We start from the raw sequence: 15,797 nt of genomic DNA on the forward strand, positions 1-15,797 counted from the left end.
CCATCGGCGGGTCAGTCCCCGGCCGGCGCGCCCGCCAGGAGCCGTTCGCGCAGGCCCTGGTCCAGCGCCGCGTCCACACACGTCCAGGCCATCGCCAAACCACCGTCCAGCAGTGCCCGATCCGCGGCGGGCCGCACCGCGTACGCGGCGAACTCGGCCTGATGCAGCCCGGCGGCGCCCGAGTCGATCGAGACCAGCGGCTGGATGGACGGGATGGCCAGCGACACGTTCGCCATGTCGGTGGAGCCCGCCTGCCGGTCGTCGGCCGCGGTCACGGGCGGGAATTCGCGGCCCGCGGTCAGCGCATTGCGCTCGTACGCGGCCAACAGATCGCCGTCGTGCCGGAACTCGGAGTACGCGGGCGAGGTCGAGGAGATGGTCAACCGCGACCGGGTGGCCACCGCGCCCGCCTGGAAGCACTCGCGCACCCGCGCCTCCAGATCGGTCAAGCCCGCGAGCGTCGCGGCCCGCACGTAGTAGGCGGCCTCGGTGTGCTCGGGGATCACGTTCGGCACCTGCCCGCCGGTCGTGGTGATCCCGTGCACCCGCTGATCCGGCGTCATGTGCTGGCGCAGCAGCCCGATGGCCACCTGGGCCACGGTCAGCGCGTCGGCCGCGTTGACGCCGTCCTCGGGGCAGGCGGAGGCGTGCGCGGCCCGGCCGTCGTACTCCACGTGCAACTGCGCGCGGGCCAGACAGGTCGGGTCCAGGCGCTCGCGCGGCGAGGGATGCACCATCATCGCCGCGTGCACGCCGGCGAACGCGCCGCGCTCCAGCATCAGCACCTTGCCGCCGCCGTTCTCCTCGGCGGGCGTGCCCAGCACGCGTACGGTGATGCCGAGGTCGTCGGCCAGCGCGCCGAGCGCGAGCGCGGCGGTGGTCGCGGCGGAGGCGATCACGTTGTGGCCGCACGCGTGCCCGATGCCCGGCAGCGCGTCGTACTCCGCGCAGATCCCGAGCACGAGCGGTCCGCTGCCGCGTTCGGCGACGAAGGCGGTCGGCAGATCGCACACCCCGGCGGTGACGGTGAAACCGTGCTCGGTCAACTGCTCGCCCAGCCAACCGCAGGCCCGTTCCTCGGCGAAGCCGAGTTCGGGGTGGGCGTGCAGACGGTGACTGAGGGCAACCAGATCCGGAGCGGCGGCATGCACCGCCGCCTGGGCAGCGGCCTTTGCACCGGCCGCGAGGTCGAAGGCTCGCATGCGCGCATCCTGCCCCACGAAAGACGTAACGGGAAGTGACCGATCGAAGTATCTGTTCCGCGTAACAACGACCGGCTAAGGTGCGGAAATCCATGATCGACAAGGCAGAAGTCACGGAACACCGGACCCCCGTGCCGGACCGGGCAGAGGCGTTCGAGCGGGAACTGAACGTGCTGGCCCTCTCCGGCGACGGCTGGCTCGCGATCCTGCGAGCCCTGGCCCAACGCACCGGTAGGACCGCCCGACTGGTGGGGGTGCACGGCGGGGTACTCGCCGCCACCGACGACGGCACCGAGTCGATGACCCCGGTCGCCGTCGCCCACGTGTTCGTCGAGGACAAGGTGGTCGAGGTCACCTGCGACGAGGGCTGGCGGGCCTCGGCCCTCGCGGTCCGGGTGGCGCAACGCCGGGTCGGGCTGCTGCTGTTGGGCGAACCGGACGGCGCGGCCGACGACGAACCGCTGTTGCGCGCGGCGGTGACGGCGGTGGCGATCGAGGCGATCCGCCGGGACGCGGTGGCCACCGCGACCGCCGAGACGGCCGGGCGGCTGATCGACGAACTGCGTTACGGCGCGCTGCGCAACCTCGCCGACGTGACCCGCACCGCCGCGCGCTTCGGGCTGCACCTGGATCGCCCGCATTCGGCCGTGGTGTTCGCCTACGCCGGACCCAACCAGCGCACCTGGACCACCGCGCTGTCCTGGCTGGAGATGCCGGTACGCCAGGAGGGCGAGCTGGGACTCGCGGTGCTCTCGGGCAACGTCGAGCGGGAGATCAGCCGGATCCGGATCCGGCTCCAGGGCATGGTCGGCGATGTGCCGGTACTGGCCGCCGCCGGGCCCACGGTCAGCGATCCGCGCGGCACCGCGCGCTCGTTCCACGACGCCGAGACGGTGCTCGGGCTGCTTCGCCGGCGTCCGGGCGAGGTGCAGTTGATGTTCTCCTCACTGGGCCTGGCCCAGTTGTTGTTCGGAGTGCCGCCGGCCCGGCTCCAGGCGTTCGTGGACCAGCACCTGGGTCCGATCCTGGAACGCGAGGAGTGGGTGGCCACGCTCAGCGCGTGGCTGGCCACCAACGGCAGCCGCGCCGCGGTCGCCGAGATGTTGCACCTGCACCGCAACTCGGTCGGCTACCGGATCGGCCAGATCCGCGAGCTCCTGGGCGCCAACCCCCTCGACCCCGAGGTCACCCTGCAACTCCAGGCCGCACTGACCGCCCGCGAACTACTCCTGGCCCTCAAGGAAGTGCCGTAACGGCGAAGTGCCGCCATAAAGAAGCGCCGCAGCAATGAAGCGCCGCAGCAAGGAGACGCCGCCGCGCGGGAAGCGCCCCAGCCGGCGTTCGGGTCGCCGGATCTGCGCCCATCCGGATGACTCCCGGGCGCGTCTCGGCCCGAACCGGCCGCGCCTCGGCGGCAGGTCGGCGACTGTGGGTCACAGTCGTTCCAGCCCCGGCGCGGACCGCCGGGACGTCGGTGCGCGGGTCGTTGCGGTCGAGTTCCGCCGGCCCGGCCCCGGATGGTCCACCGGTTGAGAGGCGATCAGCATGACCGATACCGACGTCACCAGTGCCCCGCAGGCGGCCACCCGACTGCGCGAGCTGGCGTTCAGCGCGATGTCCGCGGCGGCGGTGCGCGCCGCACTGCGCCTGGGACTCCCGGACGCGCTGGGCGAGGGCCCGGCGAGCGTGGACGAGTTGGCGAGGGCGGTGTCCGCCCACCCCGGGGCGCTGCACCGACTGCTGCGCGCGCTGGCCTGCCAGGGCATCTTCGCCGAGGAGCCGGACGGGCGGTACACGCACACCGAGGCGTCCCGACTGCTGCGCGCGGACGCCCCGCGCAGCATGCGCGACGTCGCGCTGTGGACCACCGAGCCGTGGACCTGGGAGGTGTGGCCGCGCCTGGACGAGGCGGTCCGCACCGGGAAGAGCGTCTTCCCGGCTCTGCACGGCAAGCAGTTCTTCGACTACCTGCACGAGGACGCGCCGGAATCGGCAGCCGCGTTCGACCGGGCGATGACCCAGTCGAGCCGGCAGTCCGCGCAGGACGTCACCGCGGTACTCGACCTGACCGGCATCGACAGCGTCGCCGACATCGGCGGCGGCCAGGGACTGGTGCTGGCCACCCTCCTGGAGCGCAACCCGAGCCTGCGCGGCACCCTGCTCGACCTGCCCGGCGTGGTCGCCGCGGCCGACGCCCGGCTCCGGGCCGGCGGCGAACTCGCCTCCAGGGCAAGCCTGGTGGGCGGCGACTGTCGGGTGGAGATCCCGGTCCGAGCCGACCTGTACATCGTCAAGAACATCCTGGAGTGGGACGACGACAGCACCCTGCGCACGCTGCGCAACATCGTCGCGACGGCCGCGCCCGGTTCCCGGGTCGTGATCATCGAGAACCTGGTCGACGAGACCGCCTCGATGCGATTCACCGCCGCGATGGACCTGTTGCTGCTGCTCAACGTCGGCGGTCGCAAGCACACCAAGGACAGTCTGCTGACCCTGATCGAACAGGCGGGCCTGCGCGGCCGGGACGTCCGCGCGGTGAACCCGTCGCTGCACATGTTCGAGTGCACGGTCCCGGCGTAGGCCGTGCCCGGCCCGGAGCCGCGACCGGCACCGCCACCGGATCCGCGCACCGGGGCCCGGCAAGGCCCGTCACCGGCGCCGCGGCTACCAAAAGTGACGTCTCGTGACCCTTCGCTAAACATCGGACTGCTCCCGGCGAGTGAAGCAGGCCGCGATATCCGCCCGGGAGGCCCAGAAAGGGCCCTCGAATGCAGTCACGCGGGTCGCGGGTCGGCCAGGGCCGTTCGATGGTGAGAAAGGCGCCTCGCCGATCCCCGTGTGCCGATGCCCGTCGGCAGTTCGCGAAGCGCCGGAAGGATAATCACGATGCGTCGTGCACGAGCTCTTGTCGCCGGTACCGCCCTCGGCTTCGCCGCCCTGACCCTGGCGGTTCCGTCCGCCTACGCCGACGCCCCGGCGCCGGTGAAGCCCGATTCCGGCCCGGCGGCCCCCGAAAACGGTGCGTCGGAGAAGTCCTGGTCCGGCGAGTCGAAGTGGACGCCCGAGAAGGGTTCCGAGCACAGCGAAGGCTCGGACAAGGGCGGCGAAGGCAAGTCCTACGAAAGCAAGGGCAACGAAGGCTCCTCGCACGAGAAGTCGTGGAAGGACCACAAGAGCCCGCACGGTGGCGTGCACACCGGCATCGGCGGCGCGTTCCTCGATGACGGCGCGGCGCTCGGTACGGGTGCGGCCCTGATCGCCGGCGGCATCGGCATGGGCGTGTACGCCCTGCGCCGTCGTCCCGGCGCGGCGGCGGCCCAGGCCTGATCCGCCCGTTCGGGCAACACACCGTGGCCACCGCCCCGCACCGGGGCGGTGGCCACGGCAATGTCGCCGTCGGCGCGGCATCGCCCGGTCCGTCGGCCCAGGAGAGAGGGACCGTCTTGCACGACCCGGCACCGACCATGGACAAGTCCGAGCCCCCGCCGCCCCGCCGTATCAGCGCCGGCAAACTGATGATGATCGCCGTGGCGGCCATCCTGCTGGGCGTCCTGATGATCAAGCACGATCTGAGCACCGACTCCGGGCCGCCGCCGCAACCGGTGCCCGCCGCCGCACAACCGGGCGCCTCGCCGCCCGTCGCACCCTCGGCGAGCCCGGATCCCGACGGGGCGCCGGTGATGCGCCGCTCGCAGCCGGTGCGGATCAAGATCCCCAGGATCAAGGTGGACGCGCCGTTCATCGGGCTGAGCCTGAACGCCTCCGGGGTGTTGGAAGTGCCGCCCGCCGCGGACCGCAACCTGGCCGGCTGGTACGAGGACGGCGTCACCCCGGGCGCCCGGGGCAACGCGATCGTGCTCGGCCACGTCGACACGATGATGGGCCCGGCGGTCTTCTGGGGGCTCGGCAGTCTCAAGCCCGGCGACACCGTGGAGATCGCCCGCGCGGACGGCAGCGTGGCCCGGTTCGCGGTGGACTCCGTCGAGTCCTTCCCCAAGGACGCCTTCCCGGACGAGCGGGTCTACGGGAAGACGACCGACGCCCAACTGCGCCTGATCACGTGCGGCGGCGTGTACGACAAGAAGGCCAAGGACTACAAGGACAACGTGGTGGTGTTCGCCCACCTGCTGCCGCCGACCTAGGCCGTGTCCGGCGGATCTTGGTGGGGCCGCGTCTCGCCGCACCGGACGGCCGAAAAGAACCACTATGCGGCTGCTTCTCCGGCACGCCGAGCCACGCCACCGGACGACGCGACCTCATCCGCCAAGATCCACCGGACACGGCCTAGTCCCACCGCCCGCACCCGAGCGCACCACGGCCGGCCCCGGATGGCACTCCGGGGCCGGCCGTGGTGCGCTCGGTCCGCCGTTCCTACCGGCCGAGTTCGCCGCCCACCCCGGCATCCGCCTCGGTCCGGCACGCCACCGCGCGCAGCACCGTGACCATGGTCTCCTCGGGGTCCAACTCGGCGGCCGGCACCCGCCAGGCGACGAACCCGTCCGGACGGATCAGCACCGCCCCCTCGTCGGTGACCCCGTGCAGCTCCGCCCAGTCCACGTCCGGCGCGGTGACCAGGTCCACCGACGCGGACTCCGCCTCGGTACCCACCCGGTGGATCACCAGCGGCACGCCGAGCCGCTCGCTCGCCGCCCGCGCCGCCCGCTGCCACGCCTCACCCGCCGCACCGGCGCCGACCAGCAGCACCGGCGAGGTCTCGTACAGGTCCAGGGTGGACAGCCGAACGCCGTCCCGGTGCAGCCACACGTGCGGGGCACGGCTGCCGGGTTCGCCGGCGGGCGGGCGGAACCGCTCGGGCAGCACCGGGACTTCGGGGTCGGCGCCGAGCACCGCCGCCGACGCGTAGCGGTACCCCAGCACCACACCCAGCACGCCGGGCTGCTTGGCGCCGCCCACCGGGGGAGCGGCGTAGCCCGGGTGGCTGTGCTCGGCCGATCGGGAGGAGGCGCGCGCGGCGGTGGCCCGGGCCACCGGTCGGCGCTCGGCCTCGTAGGTGTGCAGCAGGTCGGCACCCGCGTGCCCGTGCAGCACGGCGGCGAGCTTCCAGGCGAGATTGTGTCCGTCCTGGATCCCGGTGTTGGAGCCGAACGCCCCGGTGGGCGACATCTCGTGCGCGGAGTCGCCGGCCAGGAACACCCGTCCGACGCGGTAGCGTTCGGCGACCCGCTCGGCCGCATGCCACGGGGCCTTTCCGGTGATTTCCACGTCCAGATCCGGTACGCCCGCGGCGGCCCGAATGTGCTCGACGCAGCGCTCGTCGGTGAACGCCTCGATCGGCTCGCCCCGTTCGGGGTGCCACGGCAGGTGGAAGACCCAGTGGTCCCCGTTGTCCACCGGCAGCAACGCGCCTTCGCCCTGAGGGTTCGTCAGATAGCAGACGATGAACCGCCGTTCGCCGACGAACTCGGCCAACCGGCGGGAGGTGAAGGTGACGCTCACATTGTGGAAGAGGTCGCCCGGACCGGACACGGCGATGCCCAGTCGCTCGCGCACCGGACTGCGCGGCCCGTCCGCGGCGACCAGGTAGTCCGCCCGCACGATCTGCTGCCGCCCGTTCGCCCGGGTCCGCACGACTGCGGTGACCCCGTCCTCGTCCGGTTCGAAGGACACGAGTTCGGTGCCGAAGCGCAGGTCGCCGCCGAGTTCGCGGGCGTAGTCGGCCAGCACCGGCTCCAGGTCGTTCTGGCTGCACAGGCACCACGAACTCGGACTGAACCGGGCCAGGCCGCCTCCGGGGTCGATCTCCTTGAACAGCCACTCCTGACGGTCCCCGGCGATCGTGTGCGCCTGAAGGATGCCGTGGTTGTCGGCCAGCACGGCGGACGCGGCACGCACCCGGTCCTCGACCCCCGCGGTCCGGAACAACTCCATCGTGCGCACGTTGTTGCCACGTCCGCGGGGGTGCCGGGAGGTGTCGGCGTGCCGCTCCACCAGCATGTGCGGCACGTCGAGCCGGCCCAGGAACACGGACGTGGACAGCCCGACCAGCGAGCCGCCCACGACCAGGACCGGTACCCGGTGTTCGATCTCGGGATTCATCAGTTCTCCTGCGTTGGCGAGGACTGCGGACGCCACCCCGCTGCGGGGTCGCGGTCCGTCGGTGTCCTCGTGTTCCCGTTGAACCCGGAAGAGCGGTTCGTCGTGGCGAATGTCACTCATATGCCCTCAAAAGATGCAGAGAGTGATGATTCGCCGCCACGCTCGAAGTCGAGGCCGGGTCCCCGACGGACGGATCGGTCGGTGTTCGGGTGCATCGCGCGGCAAGGCGCGGCGCACGGCGTCACACCTTCGCATCCCCGTTCCCCGGGCGGCTTCGGCGCGGCCCGGTCCCCCGGGATCGCCCGTACCGGGCACCACCACGCAGGCCGAATCCCATGACCAAAGGAATGACATGGACACCCTGGTCCACTCCGCGGCGAATCCCACCGCCGACACCACGTCCAAGCTCCGGGTACTGCTCATGCTGGAGCTGCACGAGGGGTCGGAGCAGCGCTTCCTCGAAGCCTACGAACGCATTCGGCACCAGGTGGCCGCCGTACCGGGCCACCTGCGCGACCAGTTGTGCCAGTCGATCGAGGACCCGACCCAGTGGCTGATCACCAGCGAGTGGGAGGGCAGTTCCCAATACCTGGCCTGGGTGGACAGCCCGGAGCACCAGGTGATGGTGCAGCCCCTGCACGGCTGCGTGCGCGGTACCCGGTCGCTGCGCTTCGCGGTGGCCCGGGAGACCGACCTGCGTGCGGACGCGGCCGGCCCGGCGATCACCAAGGGGGCCGCGGGCGCGAAGGCGAAGGCGGGCGCCACCGGCAAGGCCAAGGTGACCGGCAAGACCAAGGCGGCCGACAAGGCCAAGGCCGGCTCGACCGACAAGGCCAAGGCCGGCCCGACCAGGGCCGGGGCCGCCGACAAGGCGCGGGCCGCGGCCCCGGCGGCGCCCGGCGTGGTCCGCTGCGCGCTGACGTTCACCGTCAAGCCCGGCAGCGAGGCCGAGGTGGCCGAGATCCTGGCCGGCTACAAGTCGCCCACGGCCCGGGTGAACGCCACGACGTCGCTGCGCCGCACGTCGGTGTTCATGCTCGGCAACCGGGTGGTGCGCGCGATCGAGGTCGAGGGCGACCTGCGGGCCGCGCTGCGGCACGTGGCCGAGCAGCCGCAGGTGCGGGCCGCCGAGGAACTGCTGAACCCGCATCTGGAGGAGGCCCGCGACCTGAACGACTCGGAGGCCGCCCGGGCGTTCTTCATGCGCTCCTCGCTGGCCGAGGCGTACCACCTGAACGCGCCGGCCGGAAAGTCGGCGAAGGCGTCGACCAAGCGCCGCGCGCTGCTGTACCCGGTTCGGCACGGTTGCGGGGAATCCGCCGCCACCGTGCTCCAGCGGCACGACGAACGGGTGATCGCGTCCGCATCCGGGCCGATCGCGAGCAGTTCGGTGTTCCTGCGCGGCGACATCCTGATCCGGGTGCTCGACGTGCGCGGCGAACCGGAGGACCCGGCGCTGCTGCTGGGCATCGACCGCAAGGAGTCCGCGGCCCGGCTGAGCCGGCTCCTGGACGTGGGCGAGGACGGCGCACTGGACACCGACGAGGGCCTGCGGCACCTGCTGGCCTCGGCCGAGACCACCCTCGTCACCGACCGTCGCGCCGACCGCGACGCCTGACCCCCCGGGCGGCGCCTGCGGGCGCCGCCCGCCACTTGGAGGTGGCACACATGACCACGCAGACCGTACGCATCGTCAACGTCGACGAGATCGAGCCCAACCGGCGCCGGGGCGGTGACCTGCGGGTCACGCTCGGGCCGGCGACGGTGGGATCCACCAGCGGCTTCATGGGCCTGGCCATCATCGAGCCCGGCGACATGATCGGCGAGCACTACCACCCGTACTCCGAGGAGTTCATCCACGTCGTCACCGGGGCCCTGGAGGTCGACCTGGACGGCGTCACCTACGAACTCCAGCCCGACCAGGGCCTGATGGTGCCCAAGAACATGCGGCACCGGTTCCGCAACGTCGGCCGGGTGCAGGCGCGCATGGTCTTCCAACTCGCCCCGTTGGCGCCCCGACCGGAACTGGGGCACGTCGACACGGAGGGGATCGAGCCCGCCGAGACCGTGGGCGTCGACTCTTGAGGCGCCGGGTGGCGGTCACCGGCGTCGGCGTCGTGGCGCCCGGCGGCGTGGGTGTCACCGCGTTCTGGGACATGCTGATGGCCGGCCGTACGGCGACCCGCGGCATCACCTTCTTCGACCCCACCGGCTTCCGCTCCCGGATCGCGGCCGAATGCGACTTCGACCCGATCGCCTGCGGCGTCGATCAAAACCGGGTCGAGCGCGCGGACCGCTACGTGCAGTTCGCGCTCGCGGCGGCGACCGAGGCGATGGGGGATTGCGGTCTGGACCGGGACGCGGAGGATCCCTGGCGGTTCGGCGTCTCGCTCGGCACCGCCGTGGGTGGCACCACTCGGCTCGAACACGACTATGTCGCGGTCAGCGGCTCGGGCCGAAACTGGGCGGTGGACCCCGACCGGGCCGACCCGTTCCTGCACCGGGCATTCTCCCCGAGCTCCCTGGCCTCCGAGGTGGCCGAGGAGTTCGACGCCCGCGGCCCGGTGCAGACCGTTTCCACCGGCTGTACGTCCGGCCTCGACGCGATCGGGTACGCCGCGCACGCGATCGAGGAGGGCCGGGCCGACGTCTACCTGGCGGGCGCCTCGGACTCGCCGATCTCGCCGATCACGGTCGCCTGTTTCGACGCGATCAAGGCGACCTCGACCCGCAACGACGACCCGGCACACGCCTCCCGGCCGTTCGACGCGGACCGGGACGGCTTCGTCCTGGGCGAGGGCGCCGCGGTACTCGTGCTGGAGGAGCTCGAACACGCCCGGCGCCGCGGTGCACACGTGTACTGCGAGGTCGGCGGCTTCGCCACCCGGGGCAACGCGCACCACATGACCGGCCTGACCCGCGAGGGCCTGGAGATGTCCGAGGCGATCGACCGTGCACTGGCGGACGCGCGGGTCGACCCCACCGCCATCGACTACGTCAACGCGCACGGCTCGGGCACCAAGCAGAACGACCGCCACGAGACGGCGGCGGTCAAGCGCTCACTGGGCGAGCACGCGTACCGGACCCCGATGAGTTCGATCAAGTCCATGGTGGGCCACTCGCTCGGCGCGATCGGCGCGATCGAACTGGCCGCGTGCGCCCTGGCGATGGAACACAAGGCGGTGCCGCCCACGGCGAACTACCAGACCCCGGACCCCGAGTGCGACCTCGACTACGTGCCGGGGACGGCCCGGCCGATGGCTCTGCACACGGTCTTGTCGGTGGGCAGCGGGTTCGGCGGATTCCAGTCCGCCGTGGTGCTGGACCGCCGGGAAAGGAGACCCCGGTGAACATCTCCGCACCCAGACGCACCGTGGTGACGGGTGTCGGCGTCGTCGCACCCAACGGCATTGGTGCCGACGTGTTCTGGAAGGCCACCCGCGAGGGCCTGTGCGTCCTGGACCGGATCACCCGCGAGGGTTGCGGCGACCTCCCGTTGGCGATCGCCGGCGAGGTGCGCGACTTCGACCCGGCCGCGGTGGTCGAGGAGCGCTTCCTGGTCCAGACCGACCGCTTCACGCACTTCGCGATGGTCGCCGCGGATCAGGCACTGGCCGACGCCGCGCTCGGCCCGATGCCCACCTTCGGCGTCGGGGTGACCACCGCGAGTTGCTCCGGCGGCGGCGAGTTCGGCCAGCGCGAGCTGCAGAACCTGTGGGGGCAGGGACCCGGCTTCGTCGGGCCCTACCAATCCATCGCCTGGTTCTACGCCGCCACCACCGGCCAGATCTCCATCCGCGGCGGCTTCAAGGGGCCGTGCGCGGTGCTGGCCAACGACGAGGCCGGCGGGCTGGACGCCCTCGCGCACGCGGCCCGCACCATCAGCCGCGGCACGAACGCCGTCGTGGTCGGCGCGGCGGAGGCCCCGCTGGCGCCGTACTCGATGGTGTGCCAGCTCGGCTACGACGCGCTCAGCCTGGCCCGCGAACCCGGGCAGGCGTATCTCCCGTTCACCTCGACCGCGTGCGGATTCGCCCCCGCCGAGGGCGGCGCGATGTTCGTCGTCGAGGAGGCGGCCGCGGCGCACCGGCGCGGCGCCCGGATCCGGGCCGAAGTGGCCGGGCACGGCGCGACGTTCACCGGAACCTCGGGCTGGGAACCCTCCCGGCACGGCCTCGCCCGGGCGATCCGCGACGCGCTCGCCGAGGCCGAATGCGCCCCGCAGGACATCGACGTGGTCTTCGCGGACGCCCTCGGGGTGCGCGAGGCCGACCACGCCGAAGTACTGGCCCTGTCCGACGCGTTGGGCGCCCACGCCGCCCGGGTGCCGGTGACCGCCCCCAAAGCGGGCATCGGCCGCGCGTACTGCGGCGCACCCGTCCTGGACTGCGCCGCCGCGATCCTGGCCATGGAACACGGCGTACTGCCGCCCACCCCGGGCGTCTTCGACGTCTGCCACGACCTGGATCTGGTCACCGGCCGGGCCCGAACCGCCGAACTGCGCACCGCCCTGGTGCTCAGTCGAGGCCTGATGGGCCACAACGCGGCACTGGTGCTGCGCCACGGCGAAGGCCGGCCCGGCACGCCCTTCCCGACCGCGTAGCGGTCCCCCGCAAGGAAGCACGGAAGAAGGAAGCCTGCGATGAACGGACCCTTCACGTACGAAGAACTCGCCGCGCTGATGAAGACCTGCGCCGGCGTCACCGCCGATCCGGAACGGATGAGCCTGCCGGGGTCGACGTTCGAGGAATTCGGACTCGACTCGCTGGGGCTGCTCGGGATCGTCTCCGAACTGGAGCGGCGCTACCAATTCCCGCTCGGCGCGGACGTGGACCAGTGCAAGACCCCGCGCGAGTTCCTGGAAACCACCAACTCCCAACTCACCTCCGGAGTGTGACATGGCCGGCCATACCGACAACGACATCGTCATCTCGGCCCCGTTCGACCTGATCTGGGACATGACCAACGACGTGGAGCACTGGACGGACCTGTTCAGCGAATACGCGTCGGTGGAGATCATCTCGCGCGAGGGCGCCAAGGTCACCTTCCGGCTGACCATGCACCCGGACAAGGACGGCAAGGTCTGGAGCTGGGTCTCCGAGCGCGAGGCCGACCGCGACGCCCGCACGGTGTGGGCCCGCCGGGTGGAGACCGGGCCGTTCGCGCACATGCACATCCGCTGGGAGTACCACGAGGTCCCCGACGGTGTGCGGATGCGCTGGGTGCAGGACTTCGCGATGAAGGAGACCGCCCCGGTCGACGACGCGTGGATGACGGACAACATCAACCGCAACTCGCGCGTGCAACTGGAGCTGATCCGGGACCGCATCCAGGAGCGGGCCCGCGAGATGGGCGTCGCGCCCACCGCCCGCACCTGGTGACCGTCGCGCCGCCGCCGGCCCGTCCGACGACGGCGCCCCGCCGGCGGGACCGCATCCCGCGGTCCCGCCGGTCATCGACCGACAGACCGGGAAGGACCACCGCACATGCACCGCACCCTGATCGTGGCTCGGATGAAGCCCGATTCGGCACCCCGGATCGCGGACATCTTCGCCTCGTCCGACACCGGTGAACTCCCGCACCTCGTGGGGGTCACGGGACGCAGTCTGTTCCAGTTCGGCGACCTGTACCTGCATCTGATCGAGGCCGACCGCCCGCCCGGCCCGGCCGTCGCCAAGGTCGCCGGGCACCCGCAGTTCCGCGACATCAGCGAGCGGCTGGCCGTGCACGTGAACGCCTACGACCCGAAGACCTGGCGGTCGCCGCAGGACGCGATGGCCCGCGAGTTCTACCGCTGGGAGCGGGACGCACAGGCATAACGCGAACGTGGCCGCGTGGTGCGGTCGTTCCGATCCCCGGTGCACGAACGCGCCCGGTCCGAGCTCTCGTTCGTCGAGCTCCCTGCGTCCAAGGCCGCTGCGTCCAAGGCCGCTCCGTCCTGGGCCTTCTCGTTCGAGGCCCCTTCGTCCAAGGACTCCGAAGCCATGATCGAGACCGACCTCGGGCTCACCGTCCACACCCGACCCGACTGGGTCAAGTGCGGGCGCTGCGCCGAACTCGTATACGGCAAACGCTTCACCCGGGATCTGCGGGTGTGCCCCGACTGCGGTGACCACGCCCGACTCACGGCCCGGCAACGACTGGACCAACTCCTCGACCCCGGTTCGCAGACACCGCTGACCGCCGGCCCCACCCCGCACGACCCGCTGGGCTTCGTGGACTCGCGCCCGTACGCGGAACGCCTGGCCGAGGCGCGTGCCGCGACCGGCATGGACGAGGCGGTCCTGTGCGCGCGGGGCACCATCCACGACCGGTCGGTCGTGGTGGCCGCGATGGACTTCCGCTTCCTGGGCGGCAGCCTGGGCTGCGCCGTCGGCGCGCTGGTCACCGAGGCCGCGAACGAGAGCCTGCGCACCCGTACTCCGCTGCTGCTGGTCACCGCCTCGGGGGGAGCCCGGATGCAGGAGGGCGTGCTCTCGCTCATGCAGATGGCCAAGACCGCGCACGCCCTGGCGGAGTTGGACGAGGCCGGCGTCCTGGTGGTGTCGCTGATCACCGACCCCACCTACGGCGGGGTGGCCGCCTCCTTCGCCACGCTGGCCGACGTCATCCTGATCGAACCGGGTGCGCGGATGGGCTTCGCCGGTCCTCGGGTGATCGAGCACACCATCGGCGAACGCCTGCCCGCCGGTTTCCAGACCGCCGAATTCCTGCTCGAGCACGGGATGGTCGACGCGATCGCACCCCGAGCGGCGCTGCGCGCGACGATTCGACACTTCCTCGGCCTGGACGAACCGCGCGAGACGCGTCCGGAGGAGTCGCCGGCCGAGCCGGTTGCGCAGATGCCGGCCCTGGTGGGGGCGGCCGTCGGCGGGCCGGCGGTGAACGGGCTTGCGGCGAACGGGCTCGGGCCGAACGAGGCCGCGGCAAGCGGGCTCGCGGCAAATGGTCTGAACGGGCGTTCCACCAACGGTCACACTGCCAACGGCCACACGGCGAGCGTCCACGCGGCCGGCGGCCACGCCGTGAACGGGAGGCCGGACGAGGGTGACCCGTGGGAGGCGGTCCGGCTGGCCCGGCACCCCGGGCGACCCACCACCCTGGACTACGCCGGCCGACTCCTGGACGACTTCCACGAGTTGCACGGTGACCGGATCGGCGCGGACTGCCCCGCGGTGGTCGGCGGCATCGGCCGGCTCGACGGCCTGCCGGTGATGCTGATCGGTCACCAGAAGGGCGGCGACAACCTCGCCGAACGCCAACGCCGCAAGTTCGGCATGGCCACCCCGGCGGGCTTTCGCAAGGCCGCCCGGCTGATGCGGCTCGCCGCCAAACTGGGCCTGCCGGTACTCACCCTGGTGGACACACCCGGCGCCAACCCCGGACCGGACGCCGAGCGGGACGGCCAGGCCGTCGCCATCGCGGAGAACCTGCGCCTGATGGCCCGACTGCCCACCCCGATCGTCACGGTGATCACCGGCGAGGGCGGCAGCGGCGGCGCCCTCGCGCTCGCGGTCGCCGATCGGGTACTGATCGGCGAGCACGGCGTCTACTCGGTGATCAGCCCCGAAGGCTGTGCGGCCATCCTGTGGAAGGACCCCGCGGCGGCGCCCGCCGCCGCCGCTGCGCTGCGCATGCGCCCGCGAGAACTGCTGCGCCTGGGTGTGGTCGACGCGATCGTGCCCGAGCCGCCCGGCGGTGCGCACACCGACCCGGGCCGGGCCGCCGCACTGCTGCGCACCGCACTGATCCCGGTGGTCGACGAGTTGCGAGCGCTGGACAAGACCCGGCTCCTGCGCGAACGCGGGGACCGATTCCGGAGCTTCGGCGCCGCGCCGGATGCCCGTGCCGAAGGAAGTGCGTCATGACCCCACACCCCGGAACCCCCGAAGCGCGCGACGCGCACGTCGACGACCACGTCAACCACCACTCCGGTTACGCGGACGAGCGGTGGGTCAAGCCGCTGAACCCCGCACACGCCACGCAACCGCACCCTCAGCCGCACGCGCAACCGGCCGACGGGCCGCAGCACGCGCGCAGCGCGCCGAACCCGCCGCGCTGGATCAGGTTGAAGTGCGGCGACACCAGCATCGAGATCGAGTGGCCCGACTCGGCCGCCCCCGGCCCGATGCCGGGGGCCTCCGGCGCACCCGCCGCGCCACAGGTCGAGCAGCCGGTCGCGGCGGAGAGCGCACGCCGGTTCGTCCGCGCCCCGATGGTCGGCACCTTCTACCACGCGCCCGAGGTGGGCGCGAAGCCCTTCGTCAGCGTCGGCGACACCGTCCGGCCCGGCCAGACGGTGGGGATCCTGGAGATCATGAAGATGATGAACACCATCACCGCGGACGTGTCCGGGCGGGTGGTGGAGGTGCTGGTGCCGGATGCGCAATCGGTGGAGTACCAGGAGCCATTGATCGCGATCGAACCACGCGCGGCCGGCCACGATGGGGGCACCGACCACGACGGTGGGCCCGAAGACCGTTCCGGGACGGGCCGCGGCGGCTCGCACACCCGGCACTGACGACGACCGAGGTGGTC

At 72.2% G+C, this 15,797-nt stretch carries 15 protein-coding genes; 13 read left to right on the forward strand and 2 right to left on the reverse strand.

Going from position 1 to position 15,797, the window contains the following annotated elements:
* Nucleotides 1–11: 11 nt before the first annotated feature.
* Nucleotides 12–1,202, reverse strand: coding sequence for an amidohydrolase (locus ACFZBU_RS44455; RefSeq protein ID WP_391589519.1), 1,191 nt, complete (start codon nt 1,200–1,202; stop codon nt 12–14).
* 92 nt (nt 1,203–1,294) lie between these two features.
* Here ACFZBU_RS44455 and ACFZBU_RS44460 point away from each other — a divergent pair, with 92 nt between their 5' ends.
* From ACFZBU_RS44460 to ACFZBU_RS44475, 4 genes are all read left to right on the forward strand, one after another.
* Entirely contained in the window at nt 1,295–2,455 is a 1,161-nt protein-coding gene (locus ACFZBU_RS44460; protein ID WP_391589520.1) for a PucR family transcriptional regulator, read from the forward strand.
* A 292-nt stretch (nt 2,456–2,747) separates the two neighbouring features.
* Nucleotides 2,748–3,782 (forward strand): methyltransferase, encoded by a 1,035-nt coding sequence (locus ACFZBU_RS44465; protein ID WP_391589521.1) that lies wholly within the window; start codon nt 2,748–2,750, stop codon nt 3,780–3,782.
* A 306-nt stretch (nt 3,783–4,088) separates the two neighbouring features.
* Nucleotides 4,089–4,529 (forward strand): hypothetical protein, encoded by a 441-nt coding sequence (locus ACFZBU_RS44470; RefSeq protein WP_391589522.1) that lies wholly within the window; start codon nt 4,089–4,091, stop codon nt 4,527–4,529.
* 137 nt (nt 4,530–4,666) lie between these two features.
* Nucleotides 4,667–5,344 carry a class F sortase gene (locus ACFZBU_RS44475; RefSeq protein ID WP_391589547.1) on the forward strand — a complete coding sequence of 226 codons (678 nt, stop codon included), beginning with the start codon at nt 4,667–4,669 and terminating at the stop codon, nt 5,342–5,344.
* Nucleotides 5,345–5,573: 229 nt separating this feature from the next.
* Here the strand turns inward: ACFZBU_RS44475 and ACFZBU_RS44480 are convergent, their stop codons facing one another.
* A complete protein-coding gene (locus ACFZBU_RS44480) occupies nt 5,574–7,259 on the reverse strand; it encodes an FAD-dependent oxidoreductase (protein ID WP_391589523.1) in 1,686 nt (561 codons plus the stop codon).
* 352 nt (nt 7,260–7,611) lie between these two features.
* Here ACFZBU_RS44480 and ACFZBU_RS44485 point away from each other — a divergent pair, with 352 nt between their 5' ends.
* From ACFZBU_RS44485 to accB, 9 genes are all read left to right on the forward strand, one after another.
* Nucleotides 7,612–8,877 carry a SchA/CurD-like domain-containing protein gene (locus ACFZBU_RS44485; RefSeq protein ID WP_391589524.1) on the forward strand — a complete coding sequence of 422 codons (1,266 nt, stop codon included), beginning with the start codon at nt 7,612–7,614 and terminating at the stop codon, nt 8,875–8,877.
* Between the two features lie 50 nt (nt 8,878–8,927).
* Nucleotides 8,928–9,344 carry a cupin domain-containing protein gene (locus tag ACFZBU_RS44490; protein WP_391589525.1) on the forward strand — a complete coding sequence of 139 codons (417 nt, stop codon included), beginning with the start codon at nt 8,928–8,930 and terminating at the stop codon, nt 9,342–9,344.
* Complete coding sequence (locus tag ACFZBU_RS44495; protein WP_391589526.1) at nt 9,341–10,609, forward strand: beta-ketoacyl-[acyl-carrier-protein] synthase family protein; 1,269 nt, start codon at nt 9,341–9,343, stop codon at nt 10,607–10,609. The genes ACFZBU_RS44490 and ACFZBU_RS44495 overlap by 4 nt, the downstream gene beginning before the upstream one ends.
* On the forward strand, nt 10,606–11,862 hold the full coding sequence (locus tag ACFZBU_RS44500; protein WP_391589527.1) for a beta-ketoacyl synthase N-terminal-like domain-containing protein: 1,257 nt from the start codon (nt 10,606–10,608) through the stop codon (nt 11,860–11,862). Before ACFZBU_RS44495 ends, ACFZBU_RS44500 begins: the two co-directional genes overlap by 4 nt.
* 39 nt (nt 11,863–11,901) lie before the next feature.
* Nucleotides 11,902–12,156 carry an acyl carrier protein gene (locus ACFZBU_RS44505; protein ID WP_391589528.1) on the forward strand — a complete coding sequence of 85 codons (255 nt, stop codon included), beginning with the start codon at nt 11,902–11,904 and terminating at the stop codon, nt 12,154–12,156.
* Between the two features lies 1 nt (nt 12,157).
* The gene (locus ACFZBU_RS44510) at nt 12,158–12,640 is read left to right on the forward strand and encodes an SRPBCC family protein (RefSeq protein WP_391589529.1); all 483 of its coding nucleotides are present in this window, start codon (nt 12,158–12,160) and stop codon (nt 12,638–12,640) included.
* Nucleotides 12,641–12,745: 105 nt separating this feature from the next.
* Entirely contained in the window at nt 12,746–13,078 is a 333-nt protein-coding gene (locus tag ACFZBU_RS44515) for a TcmI family type II polyketide cyclase (protein ID WP_391589530.1), read from the forward strand.
* A 165-nt stretch (nt 13,079–13,243) separates the two neighbouring features.
* A complete protein-coding gene (gene accA, locus ACFZBU_RS44520; RefSeq protein WP_391589531.1) occupies nt 13,244–15,127 on the forward strand; it encodes an acetyl-CoA carboxylase carboxyl transferase subunit alpha in 1,884 nt (627 codons plus the stop codon).
* Nucleotides 15,124–15,780, forward strand: a complete 657-nt coding sequence (gene accB / locus ACFZBU_RS44525) for an acetyl-CoA carboxylase biotin carboxyl carrier protein (protein ID WP_391589532.1) — start codon at nt 15,124–15,126, stop codon at nt 15,778–15,780. The genes accA and accB overlap by 4 nt, the downstream gene beginning before the upstream one ends.
* Nucleotides 15,781–15,797 lie beyond the last annotated feature (17 nt).

It is taken from the genome of Embleya sp. NPDC008237 (assembly GCF_042956465.1).
Lineage (GTDB): Bacteria > Actinomycetota > Actinomycetes > Streptomycetales > Streptomycetaceae > Embleya.

What these genes read in the sequence shown, in the direction of transcription:
- ACFZBU_RS44455 (WP_391589519.1), bottom strand. Translation starts at nt 1,202, where the DNA reads ATGCGAGCCTTCGACCTCGCGGCCGGTGCAAAGGCCGCTGCCCAGGCG.
- ACFZBU_RS44460 (WP_391589520.1), top strand. Translation starts at nt 1,295, where the DNA reads ATGATCGACAAGGCAGAAGTCACGGAACACCGGACCCCCGTGCCGGAC.
- ACFZBU_RS44465 (WP_391589521.1), top strand. Translation starts at nt 2,748, where the DNA reads ATGACCGATACCGACGTCACCAGTGCCCCGCAGGCGGCCACCCGACTG.
- ACFZBU_RS44470 (WP_391589522.1), top strand. Translation starts at nt 4,089, where the DNA reads ATGCGTCGTGCACGAGCTCTTGTCGCCGGTACCGCCCTCGGCTTCGCC.
- ACFZBU_RS44475 (WP_391589547.1), top strand. Translation starts at nt 4,667, where the DNA reads ATGGACAAGTCCGAGCCCCCGCCGCCCCGCCGTATCAGCGCCGGCAAA.
- ACFZBU_RS44480 (WP_391589523.1), bottom strand. Translation starts at nt 7,259, where the DNA reads ATGAATCCCGAGATCGAACACCGGGTACCGGTCCTGGTCGTGGGCGGC.
- ACFZBU_RS44485 (WP_391589524.1), top strand. Translation starts at nt 7,612, where the DNA reads ATGGACACCCTGGTCCACTCCGCGGCGAATCCCACCGCCGACACCACG.
- ACFZBU_RS44490 (WP_391589525.1), top strand. Translation starts at nt 8,928, where the DNA reads ATGACCACGCAGACCGTACGCATCGTCAACGTCGACGAGATCGAGCCC.
- ACFZBU_RS44505 (WP_391589528.1), top strand. Translation starts at nt 11,902, where the DNA reads ATGAACGGACCCTTCACGTACGAAGAACTCGCCGCGCTGATGAAGACC.
- ACFZBU_RS44510 (WP_391589529.1), top strand. Translation starts at nt 12,158, where the DNA reads ATGGCCGGCCATACCGACAACGACATCGTCATCTCGGCCCCGTTCGAC.
- ACFZBU_RS44515 (WP_391589530.1), top strand. Translation starts at nt 12,746, where the DNA reads ATGCACCGCACCCTGATCGTGGCTCGGATGAAGCCCGATTCGGCACCC.
- accA (WP_391589531.1), top strand. Translation starts at nt 13,244, where the DNA reads ATGATCGAGACCGACCTCGGGCTCACCGTCCACACCCGACCCGACTGG.
- accB (WP_391589532.1), top strand. Translation starts at nt 15,124, where the DNA reads ATGACCCCACACCCCGGAACCCCCGAAGCGCGCGACGCGCACGTCGAC.